The sequence below is a fragment of the Streptomyces sp. NPDC001373 genome, from assembly GCF_042895815.1.
Taxonomy (GTDB): Bacteria; Actinomycetota; Actinomycetes; order Streptomycetales; family Streptomycetaceae; genus Streptomyces.
In genome coordinates this window covers 19210-40065 of sequence record NZ_JBIAWQ010000027.1, presented here as the reverse complement: position 1 = coordinate 40065, position 20856 = coordinate 19210, and the positions used below count along the sequence as shown (strand labels likewise).

Here is a 20856-nt window from a genome sequence, read left to right as displayed (position 1 = left end):
CGGCGGGGCCCGGCATACGGTGCCGGTCGACGTCCACCTCATCCTGCGCCGCGACGGCGAAAGCGGCCCGGAGGTGCTGCTGTCCCGCCGCGCCGGACCTGTGTACGCGTCGGGTCTGTGGCATCTCCCGTCCGGGCACCTCGACCCCGACGAGGACATGGTCGAGGCAGTCATTCGGGAGGCCCGCGAGGAAGCAGGCGTCGTCATCGCGATGGAGGACGTGACTGCGGCCGTCACCGTCCACCACCGCCCACCGACGGGATCCCGTTCCCGTCTCGGTGTCTTCTTCGAAGTACGCCATTGGTCGGGTCGGCCCCAGATCATGGAGCCGGACCGCTGCGACGGCATGGACTGGTACCCGCTGGACGCCCTGCCCGGGCCGATGGTGGCGTACTGCCGGGCCGGCCTGGACGCCTACCTCGCCGGCCTGCCCGCCGCCGTGCACTTCCAACAGCCGGGCGACGCCATCGAGTACGACCAGGGCGGCCCCGACCGCACCCGCCTCCTGGCCGGACCCCTGACTGGCCGGGTGGAGCTGCCGTACCAGCTGCGGGTGTTCGCCGAGCAGGCCATCGGCAGGATCGCGCAGGCGACCGAGGTGTCCTGGGTCCACACCGGCAGCCGGGTGTGGCGGCTCACCGGACCCGGGGGCGGCACCTGGTACCTGAAACGGCACCGCGGGCCGAAGTTCCATGACCGGGAAGTGGCCGCGTACCGGTCATGGGTGTCGGCGCTCGGGCCGCGGGCTCCCCGTCTCGTCGCGGCCGACACCGAGGCGCAGGCCGTCGTTGTCACCGCACTGGCCGGGCGCCCGCTGCACGGCATGGTCCTCGACGCCGCCGGCGAGGCGCGCATCCAGCACGCTCTGGGCCGGCTCACCAGCGCCCTCCACCGCAGCGCACCCGAGCGGTCTGCCGAATCCGCAACGGCCGCCGACAAGATCAAGCGCCATCTGGAGGGGGCGCGACCGTACCTGGTCGACGAGGACGAGGACCTGGTCCTCGCCCTGGCCCGCGCCTACGCAGACCTTCCGCAGCCCGTGCTCGTGCCCACCCACGGGGACCTGCAGTACCGCAACGTCCTGGTCACCGACGAAGGCGAACCCCAGCTGTTCGACTTCGAACGGTCCGAGTACAACACCGCAACCCGGGACCTGGTGCGCCTGAGCGACACCTGGACCGGCCGTCCGGACCTCCGCGCCGCCTTCCTCGACGGCTACGGCAGACCGCTCACCCCCACCGAAGAGCTCCGCCTGGACTGCGAGGCCGCCTTCGACGCCGTCTCCGGCATCGCCTACGGAACCAGCCACGACGACCCCGAGGTGACCGAACGCGGCCACCGCACCCTGCGCCGACTCCACGCCACCCAGCACCCTTAACCCGTGGGCCCCCCGCCCCCTCCGAGGAAGGAACCCCCTTGCCCGAACCCCGCCTTGCCACCCCTCCCGACGCCGCGGAGATCGCCCGCCTGCGCTCCGAGAACATCCTCAGCGAACCCCTCGACGAAGCCTGGCTCACCACGTGCACCGAACAGCTCGCCTTACGCCTCCAAGCCGGCGGTGACGCCCGCGCGTACGTCGTCGACTCCCCCACCGGCGGACTCGCCACCTGCGCCCTCGGCCTGGTCCACGCAGTCCTGCCAGCCCCGAAGTACCCCAAGGGACTGGCCGTGCGGATCCACGCGGTCGCCACCGACCCCGCCCACCGGCGCAACGGCTACGCCAAGGCCGCTCTCGCCAAGCTCCTCGACCACCTAGAGCGCGACGGCGTCACCCTCTACGAGCTGTACGCCAGCTCCGGGTCCGCCCCGCTCTATGAGGGGCTCGGCTTCGCGGCCGACTCGGCGCTAATGCGCATGACCCGCTTCCCCGCCTCCGCCGAGGGGAGCGGATCGTGAGCAAGAAGTGGCTCCCGCCGGAGGAGTTCGCCGCAACCCTGCCGAAGGCCACGATTTTCGGGGCCGTGTTCTTCACCGACGAAGACGACAGGCCCGTCCAATTGCGCGCCACCTACTCCAGCGTCCACCCGTGGCAGTGGCCGGGCGGCGTCGCCGAGGCCGGCGAGCGCCCGTGGGAGACCGCCGTGCGTGAGTGCCGGGAGGAGACCGGAATCCACGTGTCGGGACCGCCGAAGCTCCTGGCCTCGGTGTTCGGGCTTCCGGGTAAGGACTGGCCGTTGGCCACGGTTGGGTTCGTGTTCGATGGCGGCCGACTCTCGCCCGGGCAGATTGCCGGGATTGTGCTGGACCCGGAGGAGCACGACCAGGTGCGTGCCCTGAGCGTGCCCGAGTGGCGGGAGCTGATGCCGGGACGCGACCACGCACGACTCGAGGCTGTTGTGGTCGCCCGCAGCACCGGGATGCCGGCGTACTTCGACGCCTGGGACTGGGAGGTCTGAATGAGCATCGTCTTGATGTCGGACCCGCGGGTCGCCGCGATCCCGGTAGCGGAGAACGGCGAGCCCCTCACCAATGTCCGCGCCGTCGGCGGAGAGCTCCTCCTCGATGACCGCCGCTCCGATCCGGCGTACGCTTTCGCGCACCTCCGCTCCGGTGTCCTCGACCGACTGCTCCACGCCCAGTCGCTCCTGCCCGACGGCCTGCGCCTGCTCGTCATCGAGGGGTTCCGGCCTCCAGCGCTCCAGCAGCGGTACTTCGAGGAATACGCGGCCGAGCTGCGCGCCGCCAACACGGACTGGAGTGCAAAGGAGCTGAGGACGCAGGCGAGCCGGTACGTGTCACCGCCGGAGATCGCCCCGCACAGCGCCGGCGCTGCCGTCGACCTGACCCTCGTCAACGCGGACGGCACCGAGCTGGACATGGGCACCCGGGTCAACGCCAGCCCGGAAGAGAGCGCGGGCGGCTGCTACACGCTCGCCGACGGCCTCTCCCACCAGGCTCGGCTGCACCGCGCCACCCTGAGCCGTGCGCTCACGGACGCAGGGCTCGTCAACTACCCGACCGAGTGGTGGCACTGGTCCTTCGGCGACCGCTACTGGGCCCTGATGACCGGCAAGCCGGAAGCCCTCTACGGCCCCGCCTCCCAGCCCCCGCCGATCGTTCCTGAGCAACCCGACCAATAGGGAGCACGCACCGCATGAGCACCACGCACACCGCGCTGGACTGGCACGCCCACTATGAGGCCGGCCGCAACTTCCGCCCGCTGACCGACACCGAGAAGGCCGTCCTCACCGAACACCTGACCCTGCCGGAGAACATCCAGGAGGCCCAGGCATTGGACGTGGGCTGCGGCACCGGAGAACTGGCCGCCTACCTCGCCTCCCTCGGCTACGCAGTGGACGCCGTCGACTACGCCGACAGCGCGATCTCCCGGGCCCGCGAGGAGCGCCAGGACGCCGAGGGTGTGCGCTGGTTGCAGCTGGACATCGAGCGCGGCGACCCCGCCGAGCTGCACGGGGACGGCTACGACCTGATCACTCTGCGTCTCGCGTACCCGTTCTTCCGCGACCGCAGCCGCGTCCTGCACTCCCTCGGCGAGCGACTGCGCAAGGGCGGCGCGATCGTGGTCATCACGCCCGTCACCGAGCACACCCCCACCGAGCGGCGGGACATCGCTCTCGACGAGGACGAGATCGGCCTGCTGACCGCGGGCTGGCAGAAGGTCACCCGCCTGGAAGCGGACGAGTTCGCCGTCCTCGTCCTGCGCGGCCCCTGCCACCGGGACACCACCGCGGTCGAGAAGGGCCGGCCCACCGGTCATGCCCTGATCGGCGCCCTCGCAGTCGTCACCGACGAGGCGGGCAGGGTTCTCCTCGGCCGGTCCACCCGGGGCATGTGGGAGCTGCCTGGCGGCAAGACCATCGGGGCGGAGGATCTCGCGAGCGCGGCGGTACGAGAGTTGACCGAAGAGACCGGCCTGACCACGTCGGCTGACGACGCGTACGTGGTGACGATGCTCGTCGACGACAGCCACGGCGTGCCCCGGCTCACCGCGGTCGTCCGGATCACCACCTGGTCGGGGACCCTCACCAACCGCGAGCCGAAGCTCTTCGAGCGGTGGGAGTTCCACGACCTGCACGCGCTGGCCTGCGCCGGTGCCATCTTCACGCCGGCCGCCCAGGCCCTGGACGCCATCTGGCCCGGCGTCGTTCCCGGCCTGCCGCCGCACCACGCCTACCCGCTCGCCGTCGAGCAGCAGCCGGTACCGGGCGAGCCGGCCGAAGCCGTACGCCTGCGCCAGAAGATGGCCGACGCGGTCATCGCCGGCGGCTGGGCACCGTCGACGGCGGTGCAAGAAGCGCTGCGCGCGGTGCCCCGGCACCGGTACGCACCGGAGACGAACCTGGGGACCGCGTACGACGACGACTTGGCCGTCGTCACCCGCCGCGACGAGACCGGGCGGGCAACGAGCTCGGTATCCGCGGCCTGGCTCCAGGCCGACATGATCGAAAGCCTCCAGCTGCGGCCCGGCGCCATCGTCCATGAGGCCGGGTCAGGCGGCTACAACGCCGAGCTGATCGCGGCGGTCACAGGCCCGGACGGCCGGGTGGTCACCGGCGACATCGACCCGTACGTCGTCCACCGCACCCGCCGGTTCACCTCGGAGGGAGGCAGCGGCCGCGTGATTGCCTACCACGGCGACGCGGCCCTGGGCGCGCCCGCCCACCTCGTCCCCCGGGGCGGGTTCGCCGCAAGCGCGGTCACCTACAACGTGTGGGACATCGCCCCGGCCTGGCGCGAGCAGCTCGCCGAGGGCGGACGCCTGGTCCTGCCGCTGGAGATCGGCGGCTACACGCGGGCTATCGCTTTCGAGCGGCGCAGTGACGTCCTGCACGCACGCAAGTTCACCCATTGCGGGTTCGTCCCCGCCCAGGGCCGGCACACCCGGATCACGCCAGCCGTCGACCTCCTCGACGGCGAGCTGACGATCCGGTTCGAGGACGGTGAACCCCGCGACGTCGAAGGGCTGGGCGAGGCATTGCGGGGGCCCCGCCACGAAGCGGCCACCGGGGTCACGATGGGGTCCGGCTTTTACTTCGGCTCGCTGCAGCTGTACGCCGCCACGACCCTGCAGGGCTTCTGCCGCTTGGCCGCTCACGCGGAGAACGGCACCGGCGTGACGCTGATCGCAAAGGGGAGCGACGCGCCGGCGATTCTCGGTGACGCTTCCCTGGCCTACCTCGTCCACGTGCAGATCCGGCACGGTGACGACCCGGCCGAACGGGAATGGGAATGGTTCGTGCACGCCTTCGGCAACTCGGGCCCGCAGCTGGCCGAGCAGCTGGTGGCCACGGTCCGCGCCTGGGACCGCGACGTGCGCGGCGGCGCCGACCCCGACCTCTCCGTATACCCGGCCGACACCCCCGATCGCCTGCTGCCCCCGGGAGACGTGCTCGACAAGGCGTGCTCGCGCCTGGTGTTCCAGTGGCCGGGCCGTGACGCCCGCCTCCCGGGCCCCGTTGAGCGGGGCAAGGCTGCCGTGACCAGCGAGGGCGCGTGATCGTCGGGCTGAATGGGCCGTTCGGTGGGGGGAAAGAGCAGCCTGGCCGCGAGTTCCGCTGCGCACTGGACGGCGCTGTGATTGCCGACCCCGGGGCGATCGGTGATGTGCTGCGCCGTGCGCTGACCGACCACTCCGGGCGTACCCGGGATTACCAGCACCTGCTGGCCTGGCGGGAGATGACGGGCGCCTGCGTCACCGGCCTCGCCCGGCAGACCCGCGGTCCTGTCATCGTGCCTATGACGCTGCTCAACCGCACCTACGTCGACGAGCTCTTCGCCCTACTCCGCCAGTCCGGAACCGGCTTCCATCACGTTGTCCTGCACGCGGCCCCGGAAGTCCTCCAGGCACGGATCGCGGTCGGCTCGGAGTACCCGGGGAAACGCGAGCGCAGCGAAGCGGTGCGGCCCACCGCCCCAGGCGCCCCGCCGACGCTTCGCAGCCGCCGCTGGCTGGATGCACGCCGCCGGCCGTCATCGACACCAGCGCTCTGACAGCGGACGCGGTCCCGAAGGCCGCGCTCACCCCTCTCCTGCCCGCCCGCCCCGTAACCGCCGATGGAGTCCGACCCTGATGACCAGCGCCACCGACCTCACCACCGTCCGGCTGGGTACCCGGCCCAGCCCCATGGCTCTGGAACAGACCGGGCGCTTCGCCGACGCCTTCCGGGCCCGCTATCCGCAGGCGTTCCTCGACATCGTCAAGATCACCTCGGACGGCGATCGGCACCGCGGTCCACTCTCGGCGATCGGCGGCAAGGGGGCCTTCACCCGCAACGCGGACCGGTACCTCCTCGACGGACGTGTCCACGCCACGATCGCATGCGCCAAGGACGTGCCTGGTCCGCACGACCGCTCCCCCGGCATCCTAATCGCCGCCGTCCTCCCCCGCGAAGACACCCGCGACGCCCTCGTCCTCCCCACCGGCCATCCCGTGACCACGCTCGCCGACCTGCCGCCCGGCACCCGGGTCGGGACCAGTGCACCCCGCCGGTCGGCCCTCCTCAAAGCCCTCCACCCGACGCTCGTACAGGTACCGATCCGCGGCAACGCCGACAGCCGGCTTCGCGCCCTCGACGAGGGAACCCTCGGCGCGGACGTGATGATCGCCGCTCTGGCCGGCCTGCGCCGCCTCGGCCAGGAGCACCGGGCCTCCGAGATCCTCGACCCCGCCGTGTGGCTGCCCGCGGCCGGCGCAGGAACCGTGATCGTCGAACACCGGGCCGACGACCCCGCCACCGCGGAGCTGCTTGCTCCCCTCACCCATGCCCCCACCCGAATCCTGCTCGACGCCGAGCGGGCCACACTCGCCACTCTGCACGGCGGGTGCCTGACCGCCGCCTCTGCCCACGCCACGTTCGACACGGCCTCGGGAGTCGTCACCGTGCACGCGGCCGTACTCGACCCGGCCGGCGGCGCCCCCCTGCGCGCCTGCGCGTCCGGCCCCGCGACGTCAGCCCCTGCTGTCGGGCAGGACGCAGGCCAACAACTGCTGCGCGCCGGGGCGGCACGTCTGCTCGGACGGCCCGCATGACCGAACCGGAAGCCCAGCAGGCAGTACTCGCGCCGCCGACCGAGAAGTCCGACTGGCAGCGGATGCGGCGGGCGCACAAGCAGGCCGCCCGGGCCTTCTCTGTGATGGCGTCCGGGCCGGAGGCGTGGGGATGGCAGGGCCGCCGCGCCGACCGGTGGTGGCTGCGTGTGGTCAGCGCCCCCGCCGACAAGCGCGGCGGCCGCCTCTGGGACCGCACCGCGGCCGCAGACGCAGCCCTACCTCGGTCCGTTCCCCGGCCCCGCCTGTACGACGTGACCGAGTGGACGCACGGCACCACCGCGTATCGAGCCGAGCTGTCCGAATACATCGCCCAGCCCGCTCTCCAAGCCGGCGGCCCCGACGTTCCGGGGACGTACGCACTTGGCGGTGGCTACAGTCGGCTCAGCCACTGATCACGAGGGGGACCTATGGACATCAGGTTCGAAGTAGAGCGGCTGACCAGCATCGCGCGGGACCGGCATGTCGAGGCCGAGGAGCACGTGCAGCGGGCCGCCAAGGACGGCGACATGTACACCCCGTTCATGCTGGAACAAGTCGTCAGAACCCAGCTCTACTTCGCGTTGTGGGAGCGCACCCGCCACTACATCAGCGAAGGCACCGAGGCTCCCTTCGTTATCGGTGACGACCGCCTTACCGACACCGACGATCCGAGGATCGCGCTGCAGAGTCTCCTCGCCCACGTCAACCAGCCCACCCCCTACCGAGGCAAGGCGTTCCCAATGGACGAGGCATTCCACGTCTTGGAGACGCAGGAGTTCAAACTGTGGCGGGAAGCGTGCGGCAACCTACTCACCAAGACGAACGAGGAACGACCGATGGGCAGCCCCGGCTGACCCGCCAGCCCTGGAGAGAACGGGGACCTGCTCATGCCCAAACCGTGCATGCTCGCGGTCTACGCCCACCCCGACGATGAAGCTCTCGTGGCCGGAGGAGTCCTCGCCCAGCACGCCGCGGCCGGAGCCCGCACGGCTGTCGTGACGGCCACGTGGGCACCCAGCAGCCATCGCGCCGCCGAACTCGCCCACGCCGTCGACCTCCTCGGTGCCGAGGAACCCCGCATGCTCGGATACGCCGACCACTGGGCCCCCGAGTCCGCCCCCGGGCAGCCACGGTTCTGCGACGCCCCACTCGAGGAAACCGTGGAACGCGTCGTCGCACATGTACGCGACTTCCGGCCGGACATCATCGTCACCCACGATGCACACGGATCCTCCGGGCACCCCGATCACATCCACACCCACCGCGTAACCCTCCTTGCCGCACATGCAGCTGGGCTGCCCGGTGTCTTCCCCCAGGCCGGCCCCCCGTGGCAATCCGGGGCCCTGTACTTCTCCGCGCACCCGCAGTCGCCGAGCCTCGGTCTGGCAGGACTCCTCGCCAGCGTCGGCAAGCGGGTATACACGGTCCCAGACGAGATGATCACCGCCACAGTGGACGTCCGCCCCTGGCTGGACCGGAAGTGGGCCGCGATCCAGGCTCACCGGTCTGAAGCCGCTCGGGACCGCTCGCTCCCGGGGCTGCTGACCGGGTTGCCGACACAGGACAGGGAGCAGGTCCTGGGAACAGAATGGTTCATCCGCCACGACGTGCGCTCCACGTACAACGGCTTTAGCGAACTGGCATGCTGAACGATTCCGTTCAGTTCCGCGGCAGCACACCTCACGATTACGGCATCCCCGCGCCTTGCTTCCCCACCCATCGGTAGGCGCGGACCGGAAGGAACAGCGCATGGCCATCATCAAGCGCAGCGCCCGGGCCATCCTGCTCGATGGCGAAGACCTCGTGCTCATCAAACGAACAAGACCCGGCCAGGACCCGTACTGGGTGACAGTCGGCGGCGGAGTCGAGGAGGATGACGCTTCCCTCGAGGGTGCGCTACACCGCGAGGTTTTCGAGGAGATCGGCGGGAGGTTGGGCAGGACTGAATTGGTCTATCTGATCAGCACACCGACTGAAGGCGGGGTGGCCGTCCAGCACATCTTCGCTGCGCGCCTTGAAGACATGGACATCACCGCACGGACCGGCACCGAGTTCACCAAGCCTGACCGCGGCCAGTACGACATCGTCCGAATTCCCTTCACGGCAGATGCCATTCGGCAGATCGTTCTGATGCCTCCACAGCTCCGCGACTTCACAGCCGAAAACGTCGAGGCCATCAACGCTCTACTCGAGACTCAGCTCCGCACGCCCGATCGCGATTGACCCTCCTGGCTCAACGAATCGACCTGTTCGTCTTTCAGCTGCGTGGCAGAGCGTGCGGCTGGACAGCCGTCTACCACCATCAGTACGTGCGGTCGGTCATGGGTTCGAGGCAGACGGGCCCGCTGGCGGAACTGGTGCCAGGAAGGGCCCGCAAGGCAGAGCGGATGTCAGGGTAGAGGTGGAGGTCTGACGCGTCGTGATAGTCCATCGACGTGACGTCGGTGGGGTCGTGGGCATCCTGCTCGAAGGTGGCGAGTGTCTGCCGAAATCCAGGGGCAGGGCCACGAGGTGGACGAGGTGCAGTCGGGGCAGTGGCTGACTGGTGCCAGGGCGGTTGCTGATCTGGTCCTGGACCCAACGGAGCTGGGGCGAGTCGGGCACCTGGCCAAGGTCGAGATCGAGTTCCTCGCGCAGTTCCCGGGCGAGAACTGCGGGGATGGGCTCTATGTCCTGAACGAGGCCACCTGGGACGGAGTATTGGTCGCCATCGGGTCGGCGGCGGATCAGGCAGATCTGGATCCCCGTCGAGAATGACAGCGCTGGTACGCAAGGGGCTGCGGGGGGGCGACGGGCGCTGTCACGCGACACTGATGCCGTGGGCGCGGGCGGCGGCGGTGTTGGCGGCAAGCCACCCGGCCGTGTTGCCGCAGTCGTGGTACGCGCCGGCGACGGGGTGGATGAGAACGTCGTGATCGCGGGCGTATGCGGCGATGGCGTCGGTGGCCTGGTACTCGCCGTTGCCGGTGGAAGGCTGGAGCTTCTCGAAGTAGGAGACGGCTTCGCCGGAGAGCAGGGTGCGAGAGATGTTGATGTAGGCCGTCGACTGGGCGTAGTTGGTGGGCTTCTCGGCGATGGAGTCGAGGACTTGATGGCCTGTCGTCATGGTGCGGGGGGTGAGGATGCCGTAGCGGTGGGCGGCGTCGCCGGGGACAGTGGCGGCGGCGATGGCGCCGGGGGTGCCGGCCGCAGTGCGGGCGGCGGTGAGGTCGGCGAGGTCGTGGCCGCCATCGGCGCGGAGGAGAAGGTCGTCGCCAGCGAGAAGGAGGAAGTCGTCGCCGTTGATGAAGTCGGCGGCGAGCATGACGGGGAGAGCGGTTCCGTAGCGGCTGTCGCGGGGCTGTTCGATGAAGACGAAGTCGGACTGGGCGTGTAGGTGCGCGATCGGGGCGTACTTGTCGGCTTGGCCGCGGGCGGTGAAGAAGTCGCGTAGGCCGGTGTCTTCGTCTTGGAGATGGGGAAGAAGCGGGTGCCCATTCCGGCGACGGCGATGACGGCCTTCACACATGACCCTTCGACGGGCGGCCGGCCGCATGCGGTCGGGCCGGTCTGCGGGGAGCAAGGCGGCCCAGTGTACGCATCCGGCAGCCTGGTTTCGTGAAGGCGCTGGCGGTGATCACCGAGCATCCCATGACGCTTCGCGCCGAGGCTGCGCCCCATCTTCGGGCGCGACCCGCCGAGGCGGCGCCTGGTTCTCCGCTAGCCTGGATGCCGGTCCTGCGGGCTGAATCGACCGGGAAGAGGCCATTGTGACAACCGTCCTGATTGCCGGAGGAGCTGGCTACATCGGCAGCACCGTCGCCTCCGCCTGCCTGGATGCCGGGATCACCCCGGTGATCCTCGACAACCTCGTTCGAGGCCGTCGCGAGTTCACCAAGGGCCGCACCTTCTACGAGGGCGACATCGCGGACGGCGCACTGGTCGACCGGATCTTCGCGGAGCAGCCGGACATCTCCGCTGTGGTGCACTGTGCGGCGATGATCGTGGTGCCGGAGTCTGTCGCGGACCCGATCGGCTACTACGACGCGAATGTGGCCAAGAGCCTTGCCTTCGTTGGCCATCTGCACCGCAACGGCTGCGACCGCGTCATCTTCAGTTCCTCGGCTTCCATCTACCAGGCCGAGGACGGCTCGCCGGTCAACGAGGATTCGCCTCTGGCGCCACAGAGCCCCTACGCACGGACCAAGGCCGTGTGCGAGGAGATGTTCGCCGACATCGCCGTCGCCGGGCCCCGCGTGCTGTCGCTCAGGTACTTCAACCCCGTCGGGGCCGACCCCGACCTGCGCACCGGTCTCCAGCTCAAGCGGGCCAGCCACGCCCTGGGCGTACTCATCCAGGCACACCAGGAGGGCCGCCCGTTCCCGGTCACGGGAACGAACTACCCGACCCGGGACGGCACGGGTATTCGGGACTACGTGCATGTCTGGGACCTCGCCGCGGCGCACCTCGCCGCGATCGGACGCTTCGACTCCATCCTCGTGGAGAAGAAGCGCTCGATCGCGATCAACCTGGGCACCGGCTCCGGCACCACCGTGCGCGAGCTGTGCGACGCGTTCAATAACGTCGTCAGCACGCCTCTGGAGACCGTCGACGCCGAACCGCGGCCGGGTGACGTGGCCGGCGGCTACACCAAGAGCGACAGGGCGGCCGAGCTGCTGGGGTGGACGCCGAAGCTGTCCCTGGAGGACGGCATCCGGTCTGCCCTTGACTGGATTCCGGTACGCGACGAGCTGCTGAAGGACTGATCCGTCGTTCCCGCCCTCACCCCTCCTGGGCCTTCGGGATGGGGTGGAGGCGGGTTGCGAGGGCGAGGAGGTGCCGCATGGCAGGAGCGAGTGTTGCGGTGTCCCACCGGTGGTTTGCGGGCCCACTCGCTCAATTGGCGCCCAGAACGGCCCTGCGCCCGCTTGTGCGGCGGGGCATGGATCGTTGCCTCTTGGCACTCTGACGGGCCGTCTAGCGATCTCGGCCCCGGCCGCTGTGTGGCCCGAGTAGCGTGGGGCTCATGACGGTGCTCATCATCGGTGGCAGCGGGTTTCTGGGAACGGAGCTTGCCCGGCAAGGAAGTTCAGCCGGCCGCGCCACGGCCGCCACATTCCGCTCCCGTCCAGGCGAGCAGGTTGGCGTGCCCTGGCATCACCTTGACCTCCGTGACCCCGCTGGCCTGGAGGCGGTCCTCGATACGGTGGCACCGAGCACGGTGATCAACGCGAGCAGCGGCAACGCGGACTGGGCCGTCACGGCTGAAGGGAGCATGCGCCTCGCCCTCGCCGCACGGGAGCGGCGCATCCGGCTCATCCACGTGTCCAGCGACGCGGTCTTCTCTGGCGGCCAGGACCTCTATGACGAGACGAGCCTCCCAGACCCCGTCACGCCATACGGGGCGGCGAAGGCGGCGGCCGAGACCGCCGTGCGGCTCCTCGCCGACAGCGGGGCCGTCGCCCGCACCTCATTGATCATCGGCCATGGCCGGTCATCGCATGAGCGCATGGTCCACGCGCTGGCCGCTGGCAAGCAGGAGGGGGCCCTCTTCACCGATGACGTCCGCTGCCCGGTCCACGTGGACGATCTGGCCGCGAGCCTATGGGAGCTCGCCCGGTCCGATGCGACAGGGGTCTTTCACCTGGCCGGACCGGACGCTCTCACCCGCCACGAACTCGGCGTGCTCATCGCCCAGCGGGACGGCCTCGAGCCGTCCACGCTGCCCTCAGGCCGGCGCGCCGACACGAATCTGACGGGCGGGCTCAGGGTCGTTCTCGACAGCCGCGTCACCGAGCGGCACCTCGGCATCCGACTCCGCGGCGCCCGAGAGTTCCTCCGTCCGGACCATTGAGCCGCCCCCCGACGAACGGGCCTGTGTGACTGAGAGCCACCAGTAGGCGCATTTGGGTACACGTACGAACAAATGATCCAACAGGCGGAAGCCCTGGATCGACTTGCGCGCGAAATCGAACAAGTGGCCTAATCTTGCCATGGCGCGAACCACCTTCCCCGATGATCTTCTGCTGACCCAGATCCGCGTGATCCAGACCTACGCCGCTCTCGCCCAGCAGCCTTCGACCTGCGGCACCACCGCGCTCCGGTGCCAGCTCATCCAGGGGCTACGCGACCTGTACGCCCACCCGTACTGGACCGAGCCCGGCCACTCCTACGCCGCTCTCGTCGAGCTACGACGGGAGGCCCGCGCCCTGGCATGGGTGGTCGCGGCGTGAGCGACCCCCATCCGCAGACCCGGCTCCTCTTCCTGAGCGGAAATCCCTGATCCACGAGCGCGAAGAGCTACTGTCTCATCGGGACCCCGCCGAATCCCCCCCTCGGCGGGGTCCCGCTGCACGCCTGGACTGGCCGCCAACCGGAGATCTCCAAATCGGTCGCCTACTCACCCCGCCCCGTCCCCTCACCCCGTCAATCCGGGTGCCGATGCGCGCTCTCGCCGCAATCGCTTCGACGCTGCACCGCCGCTAAGACCGGACGCTCAGCTCGCCAGCCAATCCCCGCACGTGCTGCCTCGTGCGACGGGTCTGCGGAACGGCCCGTATGGAGGTCTTCCGGCTGACAAACTCGGATCCGGCAGCGAGCACCATCTAGGGAGAGCCCATGGCCACAACTGTGGTCGGATTCCGCCTCGGCAGCGACAAGCGCAGCCGCCAGGTGACACTGCTCCTGACTGCCGCTGGCGTTCTACATCGCGGCTACGGCCTCTATGGAACGACCCCTCAGTTGAGCAAGCCCGCCGTGCCCGTTGCCGATGTCGATCCGCATCCCGTCCCGCGCCAGGCCGCCCGGCTACGAGAAGTCCACGCCCAGCTCATCAAGGACGGGTACACCCGTGTACTCATCGCGCCGGCCTGTATCCAGCTTGAGGAAGACGAGCACCCCCTCCATCCCCAGCCATACGGCGAGAACGCACCGCCACGGCACCCTGAACTCCTCGACGAGTTCGTCGGTCGAGCTCCTGCCGTATCTGGCCAACTGGAAGATGCGATCCGCATCTTCTACACGACAATCGGCCTGCCCGTCCGACCTGCGCATTCCATCCCACGCGCGAGGGCAGCAACACCGATCTCCCCTCGCGCAGAGGCCGCCTTGCACACCCTCGCGCGCAATCAGACCTTGACCTCGCCGCGGGCCCGCGCGGTCGGGTGGAGGATCACCCATGACGCCGTGCGCCTGCACGTCGGGTCGGCAGGCGACAACCTCTCACACGCGGAAGTCCTTGACCTCCAGGCCGCGCTCACCGCGTGGCTCCGACTGCACCCCCGGGGCCAGTTGGCTGATCCCCGGCGACCGCCGGTCGACCGCCTCGTCTAACACCGACCCGCCGCCTCAATGCCCCACCAGCGCCCGGCCGTGTACGAGAAACTGAGCCGACAGCCCGGATTCATCGCCTTCCAGCTCATCAAAACCCCGGCCCGGTCCATCTCCTGACCAGGCGCCGACGTACCGGCTCACCCCTCGGGAGCTCAGCAAATGCCAAGACGGCCGACCCTCGTGGTGGTCAGCGGTCCACCCGCCAGCGGAAAGACCACCCTCGCGCACAGCCTCGCCCACGAACTCGGCTGCCCCGCGATCATCCGTGACGAGATCAAGCAGGGCATGGTCATGAGCACCGCGGCCTACCAGCCCGGCACGGACGACCCGCTCAACATCCCTGCCATGCACGCCTTCTTCGACACCCTCAGCGTGCTCCTCAAGGCCGGCGTCACCGTCGTCGCCGAAGCCGCCTACCAAGACCGGCTCTGGCGCCCCGGCCTCGAACCCCTAACGAAGATCGCCGACCTCCGGATCATCCGGTGCACCACTCCAACACCGACCATCATCGAGCGCATGACCGAACGCGCTGACTCGGACAGGCATCGCGCCGCCCACGGCGACCGCCAGCTCCTTACCGACATCGCCGTAGGCGCCTACAGCCCCGAGAGGTTCGTCGACATCTCCCTTGACGCGCCTACCCTGCTCGTGGACACGTCCGACGGCTACCGGCCTGGGGTGGCCGAGATCGGGTCCTTCGTCCGAGCGCGCTGACCTCAAAGCAGTGGGCATCCACGCGGATGCGTCCACTCCCCTGAGCCCCGCAGGCGGGCCCGGCGGTGGCGGTTCACCTGTCGGTGGCCTGGGTGGTGTCGGCGTAGCTGTTGAACACCTCGAGTTCGTCCTGCTCGAAGCGGCGGATACCGCCCCGGATGGAGTCGTAGCCGGCCACGATGGAGGTCGCGGTGGCGTAGACGTGCTCGTCGTCCTTGACCTCGAAGTGGAAGGTGAGGGAGACGCGCTTGACGTCGGTCACCCAGGCTTCGATGCGGACCGGGTTTTCCCACGTCTCCAGCGGGTGCCGGTAGCGGATGGTCTGCTCGCGCAGGAGGAAGTTGCGGGCCAGGCGCTCGGCGGGGTCTTGGGGGACCAGCATGCTGAACATGCGCATGCGGGTCTCTTCCAGGAGGACGCCGTAGCGGGAGCTGTTGAGGTGTCCGTTCGCGTCGAGGTCCGACCAGCGAACGGGGCAGTCGTAAATGTGTCGGGACACAGTGACTCCTGAGGGCTCTGGGATCTGCCGTACCTTCAAGGCGCCCGGCCGATCCGAGGACGGACTGACGCCCTCCATCGACAACGGCCCAGGGACTGCGGGGATCGGCCGTCCGGACGTTCTCTGCCGCCCGAACGGCCACGCCCCAGCCCCTGGCCCCCAGACGGAGACGGCACCAGTCGTGACATTAAGTTGCTCTTCGTGGCCAATGGGCCAGCCACACCAGCTAGTGGGGCGGGCGCTCGCCCTCTTGGAGGTCGTTGAAGATCTCGCGAAGGAGGGCAGCCCGGAGGTCGACCTGGGGCAGTTGCCCATGGAGCCGGCTGATGGCCGCCTGGTCGGAGTCCGGCAGCGAGGCGCGCAGAAGTAGCTTCAACTCCGCTCGGGCCTGGGGGTCGACGATCGGCTGGTGGATGCGGTCGACGACGGCTCCGGCGCCCAGCTGCGTGATGCCCCACTCCCCAGGGACTTCCTGGATGGCCCACACCACGGAGTGGTTCTCGGGCGACAGGGTGAGTCGGCACTCCGGCCCGGCCAGCACGCTGAGTGCTGGGAGCGGGACGCCGTCGGGGCCGGCGAGCGCTGCGGCTTCGTCTGCGCTGTCGACGACGAGGCGGGCGGTGAGCGCGCGGGCCGCGCGGCGGCGGGCGGCATCGGCTTCGGCCTGGGCAGAGGGCTGCGGAGTGGACGTGCTGGGATCGGCATGGGCCCAGGCGTTCCGCTTGCCACCCAGGGCGTCGGTCTCGTCATCGGAGGACTCGGCCTCGACCCAGGTGATCACCACGAACCGGCAGTGCGGCATCGACGCCGGGTACAGGACGTGGGAGACGACTTCGACGGTTTCCCAGCCCAGGGCAGGGATGATCATCCGGAAGACGTGGCCGTCCCTGTCGGCCTCCAGGTCGGCCTCGGTGCGCCATATCCGCTCGACGTCCGGGTTCTGGCGAACCTCGGCGATCAGGTCGATGAGCTCGACGTTGTCCTTGTGGGTGGCCTGGGCGAACTTCAGCAAACGGATGTAGGCCGCGGCGTGCATTTCCCAGTCGTGGTATTGGGTGCGGGCCTCGGGGTTCGTCAGGGCCCAGCGCATGAGGTTGGCGCGCGGCTCCATGACCCAGGGCCACCACTCGGCCATCGCCGCGTTGTACGCGAGGATGTTCCAATTGCGGTCGGTCAGGTACGTAGGCGAGGGCATCTGCCTGTCGATCAGAAGGCGAAGCGCCCGGCGCAGCTCCGGACTGGCGTCGATCTGCGGGTCACCATCGAGCGTGGTGCCAATGTTGTAGAGCAGCAGGGCGTGGCGCTCACTCTTGTCGAGCCCGAGCAGATCCGCGAGCGCCTCGCACTGGGGCTTGGTGAACCGGGGCGGAACGGCCCCCTTCTCCACGTTGCGGTAAGTCCGCACCCCCATACCGAGGGCCTTGGCCACCGGGGCCTGAGTGATCCCCGCCGCCTGGCGCCATCTCTTCAGCCACCCACCGAACCCCATGAACTGACCGGCGATTTCTCCGCCGCGTGCGCCCTTGTTCTCGGCGCGGTCATCGCCGAAGGGGACTATCCCCTGAGCAACCATGAGGCTCTTCCTTGTCTCCGTGTTCTACACGGGAGGCACCTGCCTGAGGGCATGAAAAAACGGGGGCAGCATGAATGCTGGCCCCCCGGCCTGGTGTCTCCCACAAAGACGATACGCCTAAGTAGTACCGACCAGTAATTTGTGGCCTCGACCACAGGGCAGTTGGTTAAACGTGCAACCATGCCCCCGGCACCCGGCCGCCTTCCATGACGAATCTGGACATTCCCTCACCTGCGGTTTTCCATGATCAGGAAAGCGGCAAATCCTTGCCGGTTTTTCTTGCAAGAAGGTGAATGATCATTCATGCCGCAGACGATCACCCCAGCAGGGCGACTCCAGCTATCCAACCCCCTTGAAAATACAGGGCGTTACCAGGACTCCCCATGCAACCTCCACACATCCCACACATCCATCTACGCGCGTGGAATCGCCCTTGAGATGCCGTTGACGAAGCCTTTGCCTGCGAGCTTAAATCCAAACCTGACCAGCCGGTACAGAGCGACAGCCTGCCGGTTCATGAACCTGGGGGCTCTTTTGAAGATCTTTCTTGGCGTGCCCGGAGCGCACACGAGCGGCGCCACCGAACAGCGGCTCACATCCGCACGCGCCGACACAGCAGCGAAATGCTTGGCGTGTACAACTTTTCACGCTCTGTAGAGCTAGGTCTGGATCTTGTGCGGACGTCTGCGTATGTTCGTCGTCCCCACCGGGAGGCAACCCGGTGACCGACCAAAGGAACGCACGCAGAACGCACCAAGCGGCTAGTCCGTAAAAGCAATCGGCGCCCGGGAGAGGCAACTCCCGGGCGCCGGACGCGAAGAGTCCTATCTCCAGCCGAGGCAACAGCCGGAGAGACCCGTCATCACCGCGCCGGCCCTTCCAACGGGGCACACCGGCTGCGGCATCACTTAGGGAGAGTTTTGCATGGGCGCGCCCCTGCGCGAAAGGCCGGACCCTCGGGCCGCCGCTGCGGACGGTGCAGCGGACACCGCTCACCCACCCATTTTGAGCGTCTGGCGCCGGGGTGAGGTCTGATGGCACGCATTCGCACCATCAAGCCCGAGGCTTTCGAATCCGAGGACCTTGCCGCCGTCGATGTCACCGCGGTGCTCACGTTCTTCGGGCTGCTGACACAGGCGGACGACTCCGGCCGGTTCCGCGACCACTCGGCCATCATCGCGGGGCGACTGTGGGCGCTGCGACCAGAGCACACCCCCGCCCACGTCGCCCGCGACCTGGAACAGCTGGCCGAGGCCGGCCTGGTCTGCCGGTACACCGGCTGCGACGGCAAGTCCTGGCTGCACATCGTGACCTGGGACCGGCACCAGAAGATCAACCGCGCATCGGAGTCGCGACTGCCCCGCTGCCCGACCCACGAGGCGGCGAAGGCGTGCGGCGAGTGCGACCGCCCCCAGTGCCACACCCAGACCCATGCGGCGGCCGGCCCCCGACAGCCGCCCCCCAGAGCCCACGAGGCACCCGCCAACACCGTCGGCGGAGACGACTCCGCGACCACTCACGGAGCGCTCACGCGAACCGTTCCGTCCGATTCGCCCGCATCCACCCTCACCGTGACGCGCACCACTCTCACCCAGGAGGGTGAGATCGAGGCCACATCGCCCCTGTGCCCGCCCCTCGCAAGCCCTGCAAGGGAATCTGCAGGTCAGGGCAGTGCAGCCCAAGCGGGTGACGTGACGGGCGCCACATTCACTGAGGGTTCACGGTCTGGATCTAGGATCTTGGATCCTGGATCTTCCCGTAGGGGGCGCGAGGCGCCCGCGCTCGGCTCCTCCCCGGAGACAGCGCTGGAGGCGGCCGACGCGAGCGAGTGGTCGGCGAAGGTCTTGATGGCCGAGTACCTGCGCGGCTGCCCCGGAGGACGTCCGCCGAAGAAGGTCCTCGGGCACCTGGGCAAGGAAATCCGCTCGCTGCTGGACGAGGGCTACGGCCCCGACGTCCTGAGGCCGGCGCTGGAGCGGCTACGCGCCAAGGGGCTGAACCCCAGCGTCCTGCCGAGCCTGGTCAACGAGCTCCTCAACGCCGGGCCAGCGCCGTCGTCGAGCTCGAGCCCGTCCTCCGCCTCCGGCGCGGGGCTCTGGGCCAGCGCCTCCCCCGCCTACACGCCGTACCTCAACCCCACCGAGCCCGCCGGGACTTTCGGAGTCGCCCTGTGAACCGCACCAGCCTCGCCGACCCTCAGACCACCGCGGACAACGCCGCGATGGCCTGGATGCGGCGCAAGCTCGCCGAGCGCGGCATCGACCCCACCGCCCCCATCGCGGACACCCCGGAAGCGATCCCCGCTCTTGAGGCCGCTCAGTTGCGAATCCCACGCGATTACCGCGAGGCGCAGGTTGAGCATCCCGCCGTGGCCGAGTGGGTCCGCACCATCGCCGGCAGCGCCGTCGGCCACGCGGCGAGCCCGCTGATCCCGCACTTTGGGACGGCCGGACAGCGGGAGATCACCCATGGCCGCAGCCTGCTGCTGTGGGGCTCGACCGGGGCCGGTAAGACGCACCAGGCGTACGCCGCGATCCGCGCCCTGACCGCCGCCGGGTGCGGGGTGCGCTGGTACGCCACGACCGCCGCCGACCTGTACGGCGAGATGCGGGCCCGGGGCGGCGGCGATCCCGAGTACCTGCTGCGGCGGATCGTGCGGATACCGCTGCTGCTCCTGGACGACCTCGGCGCCGCGAAGGCGTCCGAGTGGAACGAGGAGATCACCTTCCGCCTGCTCAACTGGCGGGCGCAGAACCAGCTGCCGACGATCGTCACCTCGAACCTGCCGCCGGTCCGCATGCCGGGGATGGTTTCCAGCCAGCCGGTGCTGCGGGACAAGGTCGGCGACCGCGTGCTGAGCCGCCTGTCCGGCATGTGCACCCCGGTCCACCTCGACGGCCCCGACCGCCGCTTCCGCGCCGCCTGACCCGCCGCGCCCACCACCTTCCACCGCCCGGCCCGCGAGCCGGTCCACCGGCACCCGCCGCTGCGTGCCGCACCCGCTCGCCGCTGCCCGGCATGCCCTGGAGACCCATCCCATGCGCCACATCACCACCGACACCCAGCCCGTCTCGGACCTGCGCGGCATCGCCGACATCTCGTGGCACGCCCGCGGGAACTGCCACGCCCTCACCCCTGACGAGGCCGACCGCATGTTCTTCTCCGCTCCGCGCGCCCACGCCGCCATCGCCGAGGCCAAGACGCTCTGCGGCGCCTGCCCTGTTCGTCAGGACTGCTTCACGCACGCTCTGGACAACGACATCCGCTGGGGCATGTGGGGCGGCCTGACCGAGGCGGAGCGCAAGCCGTGGCACGCCAAGGTCGCCAAGCGCCTCGACTACCAGCGGGTCCGTGCCGCGCTCATGGGCCGGGACGTCCACCTCACCGCATCCGAGCGCGACACCGTCACCCGCGCCGCCTACATCCGCGGCTGGAGCGCCGCACGCCTGGCCTACGCCCTCCGCATCGACCTCGACCACGCCCGCGACCTCCTGCGCGAAGCCCGCCACGCGGTGGCCGACCGCGACCGGTACTGGAACGTCCCGGCCGCGGACAGCGAAGACGCCGACGCCCTCGACCAGGACGAGGAGGTCAGCAGCAACGAGACCGCCCCCGAGGAAACGTTCTGTCAAGTGCCCCGCCAGGCCCAGACGCACGAGCTGATCAAAGCCCTGAAGAAGGCGGCCTGACCTGCCCGGCGCTACTTCCCGCCCGGTCCAGAACCGGCGGACGCACACCACATCCCCCAGCGAGCCCGGAGAAAGGAAG

Annotated in this window: 23 protein-coding genes; 19 read left to right on the top strand and 4 right to left on the bottom strand. The window is 69.4% G+C overall.

The annotated features are described in order from the left end of the window. Nucleotides 1–19 precede the first annotated feature (19 nt). The 11 genes from ACFY15_RS34090 (at nucleotide 20) to ACFY15_RS34040 (ending at nucleotide 9214) form a co-directional block, all read left to right on the top strand. On the top strand, nucleotides 20–1378 hold the full coding sequence (locus ACFY15_RS34090) for a phosphotransferase (RefSeq protein WP_390826773.1): 1359 nt from the start codon (nucleotides 20–22) through the stop codon (nucleotides 1376–1378). A 38-nt stretch (nucleotides 1379–1416) separates the two neighbouring features. Next, nucleotides 1417–1896 (top strand): GNAT family N-acetyltransferase, encoded by a 480-nt coding sequence (locus ACFY15_RS34085; RefSeq protein WP_390826772.1) that lies wholly within the window; start codon nucleotides 1417–1419, stop codon nucleotides 1894–1896. Continuing rightward, the gene (locus ACFY15_RS34080; protein ID WP_390826771.1) at nucleotides 1893–2396 is read left to right on the top strand and encodes an NUDIX domain-containing protein; all 504 of its coding nucleotides are present in this window, start codon (nucleotides 1893–1895) and stop codon (nucleotides 2394–2396) included. The genes ACFY15_RS34085 and ACFY15_RS34080 overlap by 4 nt, the downstream gene beginning before the upstream one ends. Then, nucleotides 2397–3080, top strand: coding sequence for a M15 family metallopeptidase (locus ACFY15_RS34075; RefSeq protein WP_390826770.1), 684 nt, complete (start codon nucleotides 2397–2399; stop codon nucleotides 3078–3080). It begins immediately after the preceding gene. Nucleotides 3081–3094: 14 nt separating this feature from the next. Then, nucleotides 3095–5458, top strand: coding sequence for a methyltransferase, FxLD system (gene fxlM, locus ACFY15_RS34070; RefSeq protein WP_390826769.1), 2364 nt, complete (start codon nucleotides 3095–3097; stop codon nucleotides 5456–5458). Further along, nucleotides 5455–5952, top strand: a complete 498-nt coding sequence (locus ACFY15_RS34065) for an AAA family ATPase (protein ID WP_390826768.1) — start codon at nucleotides 5455–5457, stop codon at nucleotides 5950–5952. Before fxlM ends, ACFY15_RS34065 begins: the two co-directional genes overlap by 4 nt. A 79-nt stretch (nucleotides 5953–6031) precedes the next feature. Continuing rightward, complete coding sequence (gene hemC, locus ACFY15_RS34060) at nucleotides 6032–6991, top strand: hydroxymethylbilane synthase (RefSeq protein ID WP_390826767.1); 960 nt, start codon at nucleotides 6032–6034, stop codon at nucleotides 6989–6991. After that, complete coding sequence (locus ACFY15_RS34055) at nucleotides 6988–7404, top strand: hypothetical protein (protein WP_390826766.1); 417 nt, start codon at nucleotides 6988–6990, stop codon at nucleotides 7402–7404. Before hemC ends, ACFY15_RS34055 begins: the two co-directional genes overlap by 4 nt. Before the next feature lie 15 nt (nucleotides 7405–7419). Further along, complete coding sequence (locus ACFY15_RS34050) at nucleotides 7420–7845, top strand: hypothetical protein (protein WP_390826765.1); 426 nt, start codon at nucleotides 7420–7422, stop codon at nucleotides 7843–7845. A 33-nt stretch (nucleotides 7846–7878) separates the two neighbouring features. After that, nucleotides 7879–8640 (top strand): PIG-L deacetylase family protein, encoded by a 762-nt coding sequence (locus ACFY15_RS34045; RefSeq protein WP_390826764.1) that lies wholly within the window; start codon nucleotides 7879–7881, stop codon nucleotides 8638–8640. A gap of 100 nt (nucleotides 8641–8740) precedes the next feature. Continuing rightward, on the top strand, nucleotides 8741–9214 hold the full coding sequence (locus ACFY15_RS34040; RefSeq protein WP_390826763.1) for an NUDIX domain-containing protein: 474 nt from the start codon (nucleotides 8741–8743) through the stop codon (nucleotides 9212–9214). Between the two features lie 96 nt (nucleotides 9215–9310). On the opposite strand, the gene ACFY15_RS34035 is transcribed toward ACFY15_RS34040, so the two are convergent. Together ACFY15_RS34035 and ACFY15_RS34030 are read right to left on the bottom strand one after the other, a co-directional pair. Continuing rightward, nucleotides 9311–9802, bottom strand: a complete 492-nt coding sequence (locus ACFY15_RS34035) for an NUDIX domain-containing protein (RefSeq protein WP_390826762.1) — start codon at nucleotides 9800–9802, stop codon at nucleotides 9311–9313. After that, the gene (locus ACFY15_RS34030) at nucleotides 9792–10499 is read right to left on the bottom strand and encodes a sugar phosphate nucleotidyltransferase (RefSeq protein WP_390826761.1); all 708 of its coding nucleotides are present in this window, start codon (nucleotides 10497–10499) and stop codon (nucleotides 9792–9794) included. The genes ACFY15_RS34035 and ACFY15_RS34030 overlap by 11 nt, the downstream gene beginning before the upstream one ends. A 241-nt stretch (nucleotides 10500–10740) precedes the next feature. Between ACFY15_RS34030 and galE the strand changes: the two genes are divergently transcribed. The 5 genes from galE to ACFY15_RS34005 all read left to right on the top strand — a co-directional run bounded on the left by galE (nucleotide 10741) and on the right by ACFY15_RS34005 (nucleotide 15016). Beyond that, complete coding sequence (gene galE, locus ACFY15_RS34025) at nucleotides 10741–11736, top strand: UDP-glucose 4-epimerase GalE (RefSeq protein WP_390826760.1); 996 nt, start codon at nucleotides 10741–10743, stop codon at nucleotides 11734–11736. A 260-nt stretch (nucleotides 11737–11996) separates the two neighbouring features. Next, nucleotides 11997–12824 carry an SDR family oxidoreductase gene (locus tag ACFY15_RS34020; RefSeq protein ID WP_390826759.1) on the top strand — a complete coding sequence of 276 codons (828 nt, stop codon included), beginning with the start codon at nucleotides 11997–11999 and terminating at the stop codon, nucleotides 12822–12824. 139 nt (nucleotides 12825–12963) lie between these two features. Next, nucleotides 12964–13203: a hypothetical protein gene (locus ACFY15_RS34015; protein ID WP_390826758.1), complete on the top strand. Its 240-nt coding sequence runs from the start codon at nucleotides 12964–12966 to the stop codon at nucleotides 13201–13203. A 385-nt stretch (nucleotides 13204–13588) separates the two neighbouring features. Beyond that, on the top strand, nucleotides 13589–14302 hold the full coding sequence (locus ACFY15_RS34010; protein WP_390826757.1) for a hypothetical protein: 714 nt from the start codon (nucleotides 13589–13591) through the stop codon (nucleotides 14300–14302). 159 nt (nucleotides 14303–14461) lie between these two features. Beyond that, entirely contained in the window at nucleotides 14462–15016 is a 555-nt protein-coding gene (locus ACFY15_RS34005) for an AAA family ATPase (RefSeq protein WP_390826756.1), read from the top strand. Between the two features lie 73 nt (nucleotides 15017–15089). Here ACFY15_RS34005 and ACFY15_RS34000 read toward each other — a convergent pair whose 3' ends face one another. Both ACFY15_RS34000 and ACFY15_RS33995 read right to left on the bottom strand, forming a co-directional pair. Next, nucleotides 15090–15515, bottom strand: a complete 426-nt coding sequence (locus tag ACFY15_RS34000; RefSeq protein ID WP_390826755.1) for an acyl-CoA thioesterase — start codon at nucleotides 15513–15515, stop codon at nucleotides 15090–15092. Nucleotides 15516–15741: 226 nt separating this feature from the next. Beyond that, nucleotides 15742–17088 carry a helix-turn-helix transcriptional regulator gene (locus ACFY15_RS33995; RefSeq protein ID WP_390826754.1) on the bottom strand — a complete coding sequence of 449 codons (1347 nt, stop codon included), beginning with the start codon at nucleotides 17086–17088 and terminating at the stop codon, nucleotides 15742–15744. A gap of 1034 nt (nucleotides 17089–18122) precedes the next feature. Between ACFY15_RS33995 and ACFY15_RS33990 the strand changes: the two genes are divergently transcribed. The 3 genes from ACFY15_RS33990 to ACFY15_RS33980 all read left to right on the top strand — a co-directional run bounded on the left by ACFY15_RS33990 (nucleotide 18123) and on the right by ACFY15_RS33980 (nucleotide 20777). Further along, nucleotides 18123–19262 (top strand): hypothetical protein, encoded by a 1140-nt coding sequence (locus ACFY15_RS33990; RefSeq protein ID WP_390826753.1) that lies wholly within the window; start codon nucleotides 18123–18125, stop codon nucleotides 19260–19262. Beyond that, nucleotides 19259–20014: an ATP-binding protein gene (locus ACFY15_RS33985; RefSeq protein ID WP_390826752.1), complete on the top strand. Its 756-nt coding sequence runs from the start codon at nucleotides 19259–19261 to the stop codon at nucleotides 20012–20014. The genes ACFY15_RS33990 and ACFY15_RS33985 overlap by 4 nt, the downstream gene beginning before the upstream one ends. A gap of 112 nt (nucleotides 20015–20126) precedes the next feature. Next, on the top strand, nucleotides 20127–20777 hold the full coding sequence (locus tag ACFY15_RS33980; RefSeq protein WP_390826751.1) for a WhiB family transcriptional regulator: 651 nt from the start codon (nucleotides 20127–20129) through the stop codon (nucleotides 20775–20777). Nucleotides 20778–20856 lie beyond the last annotated feature (79 nt).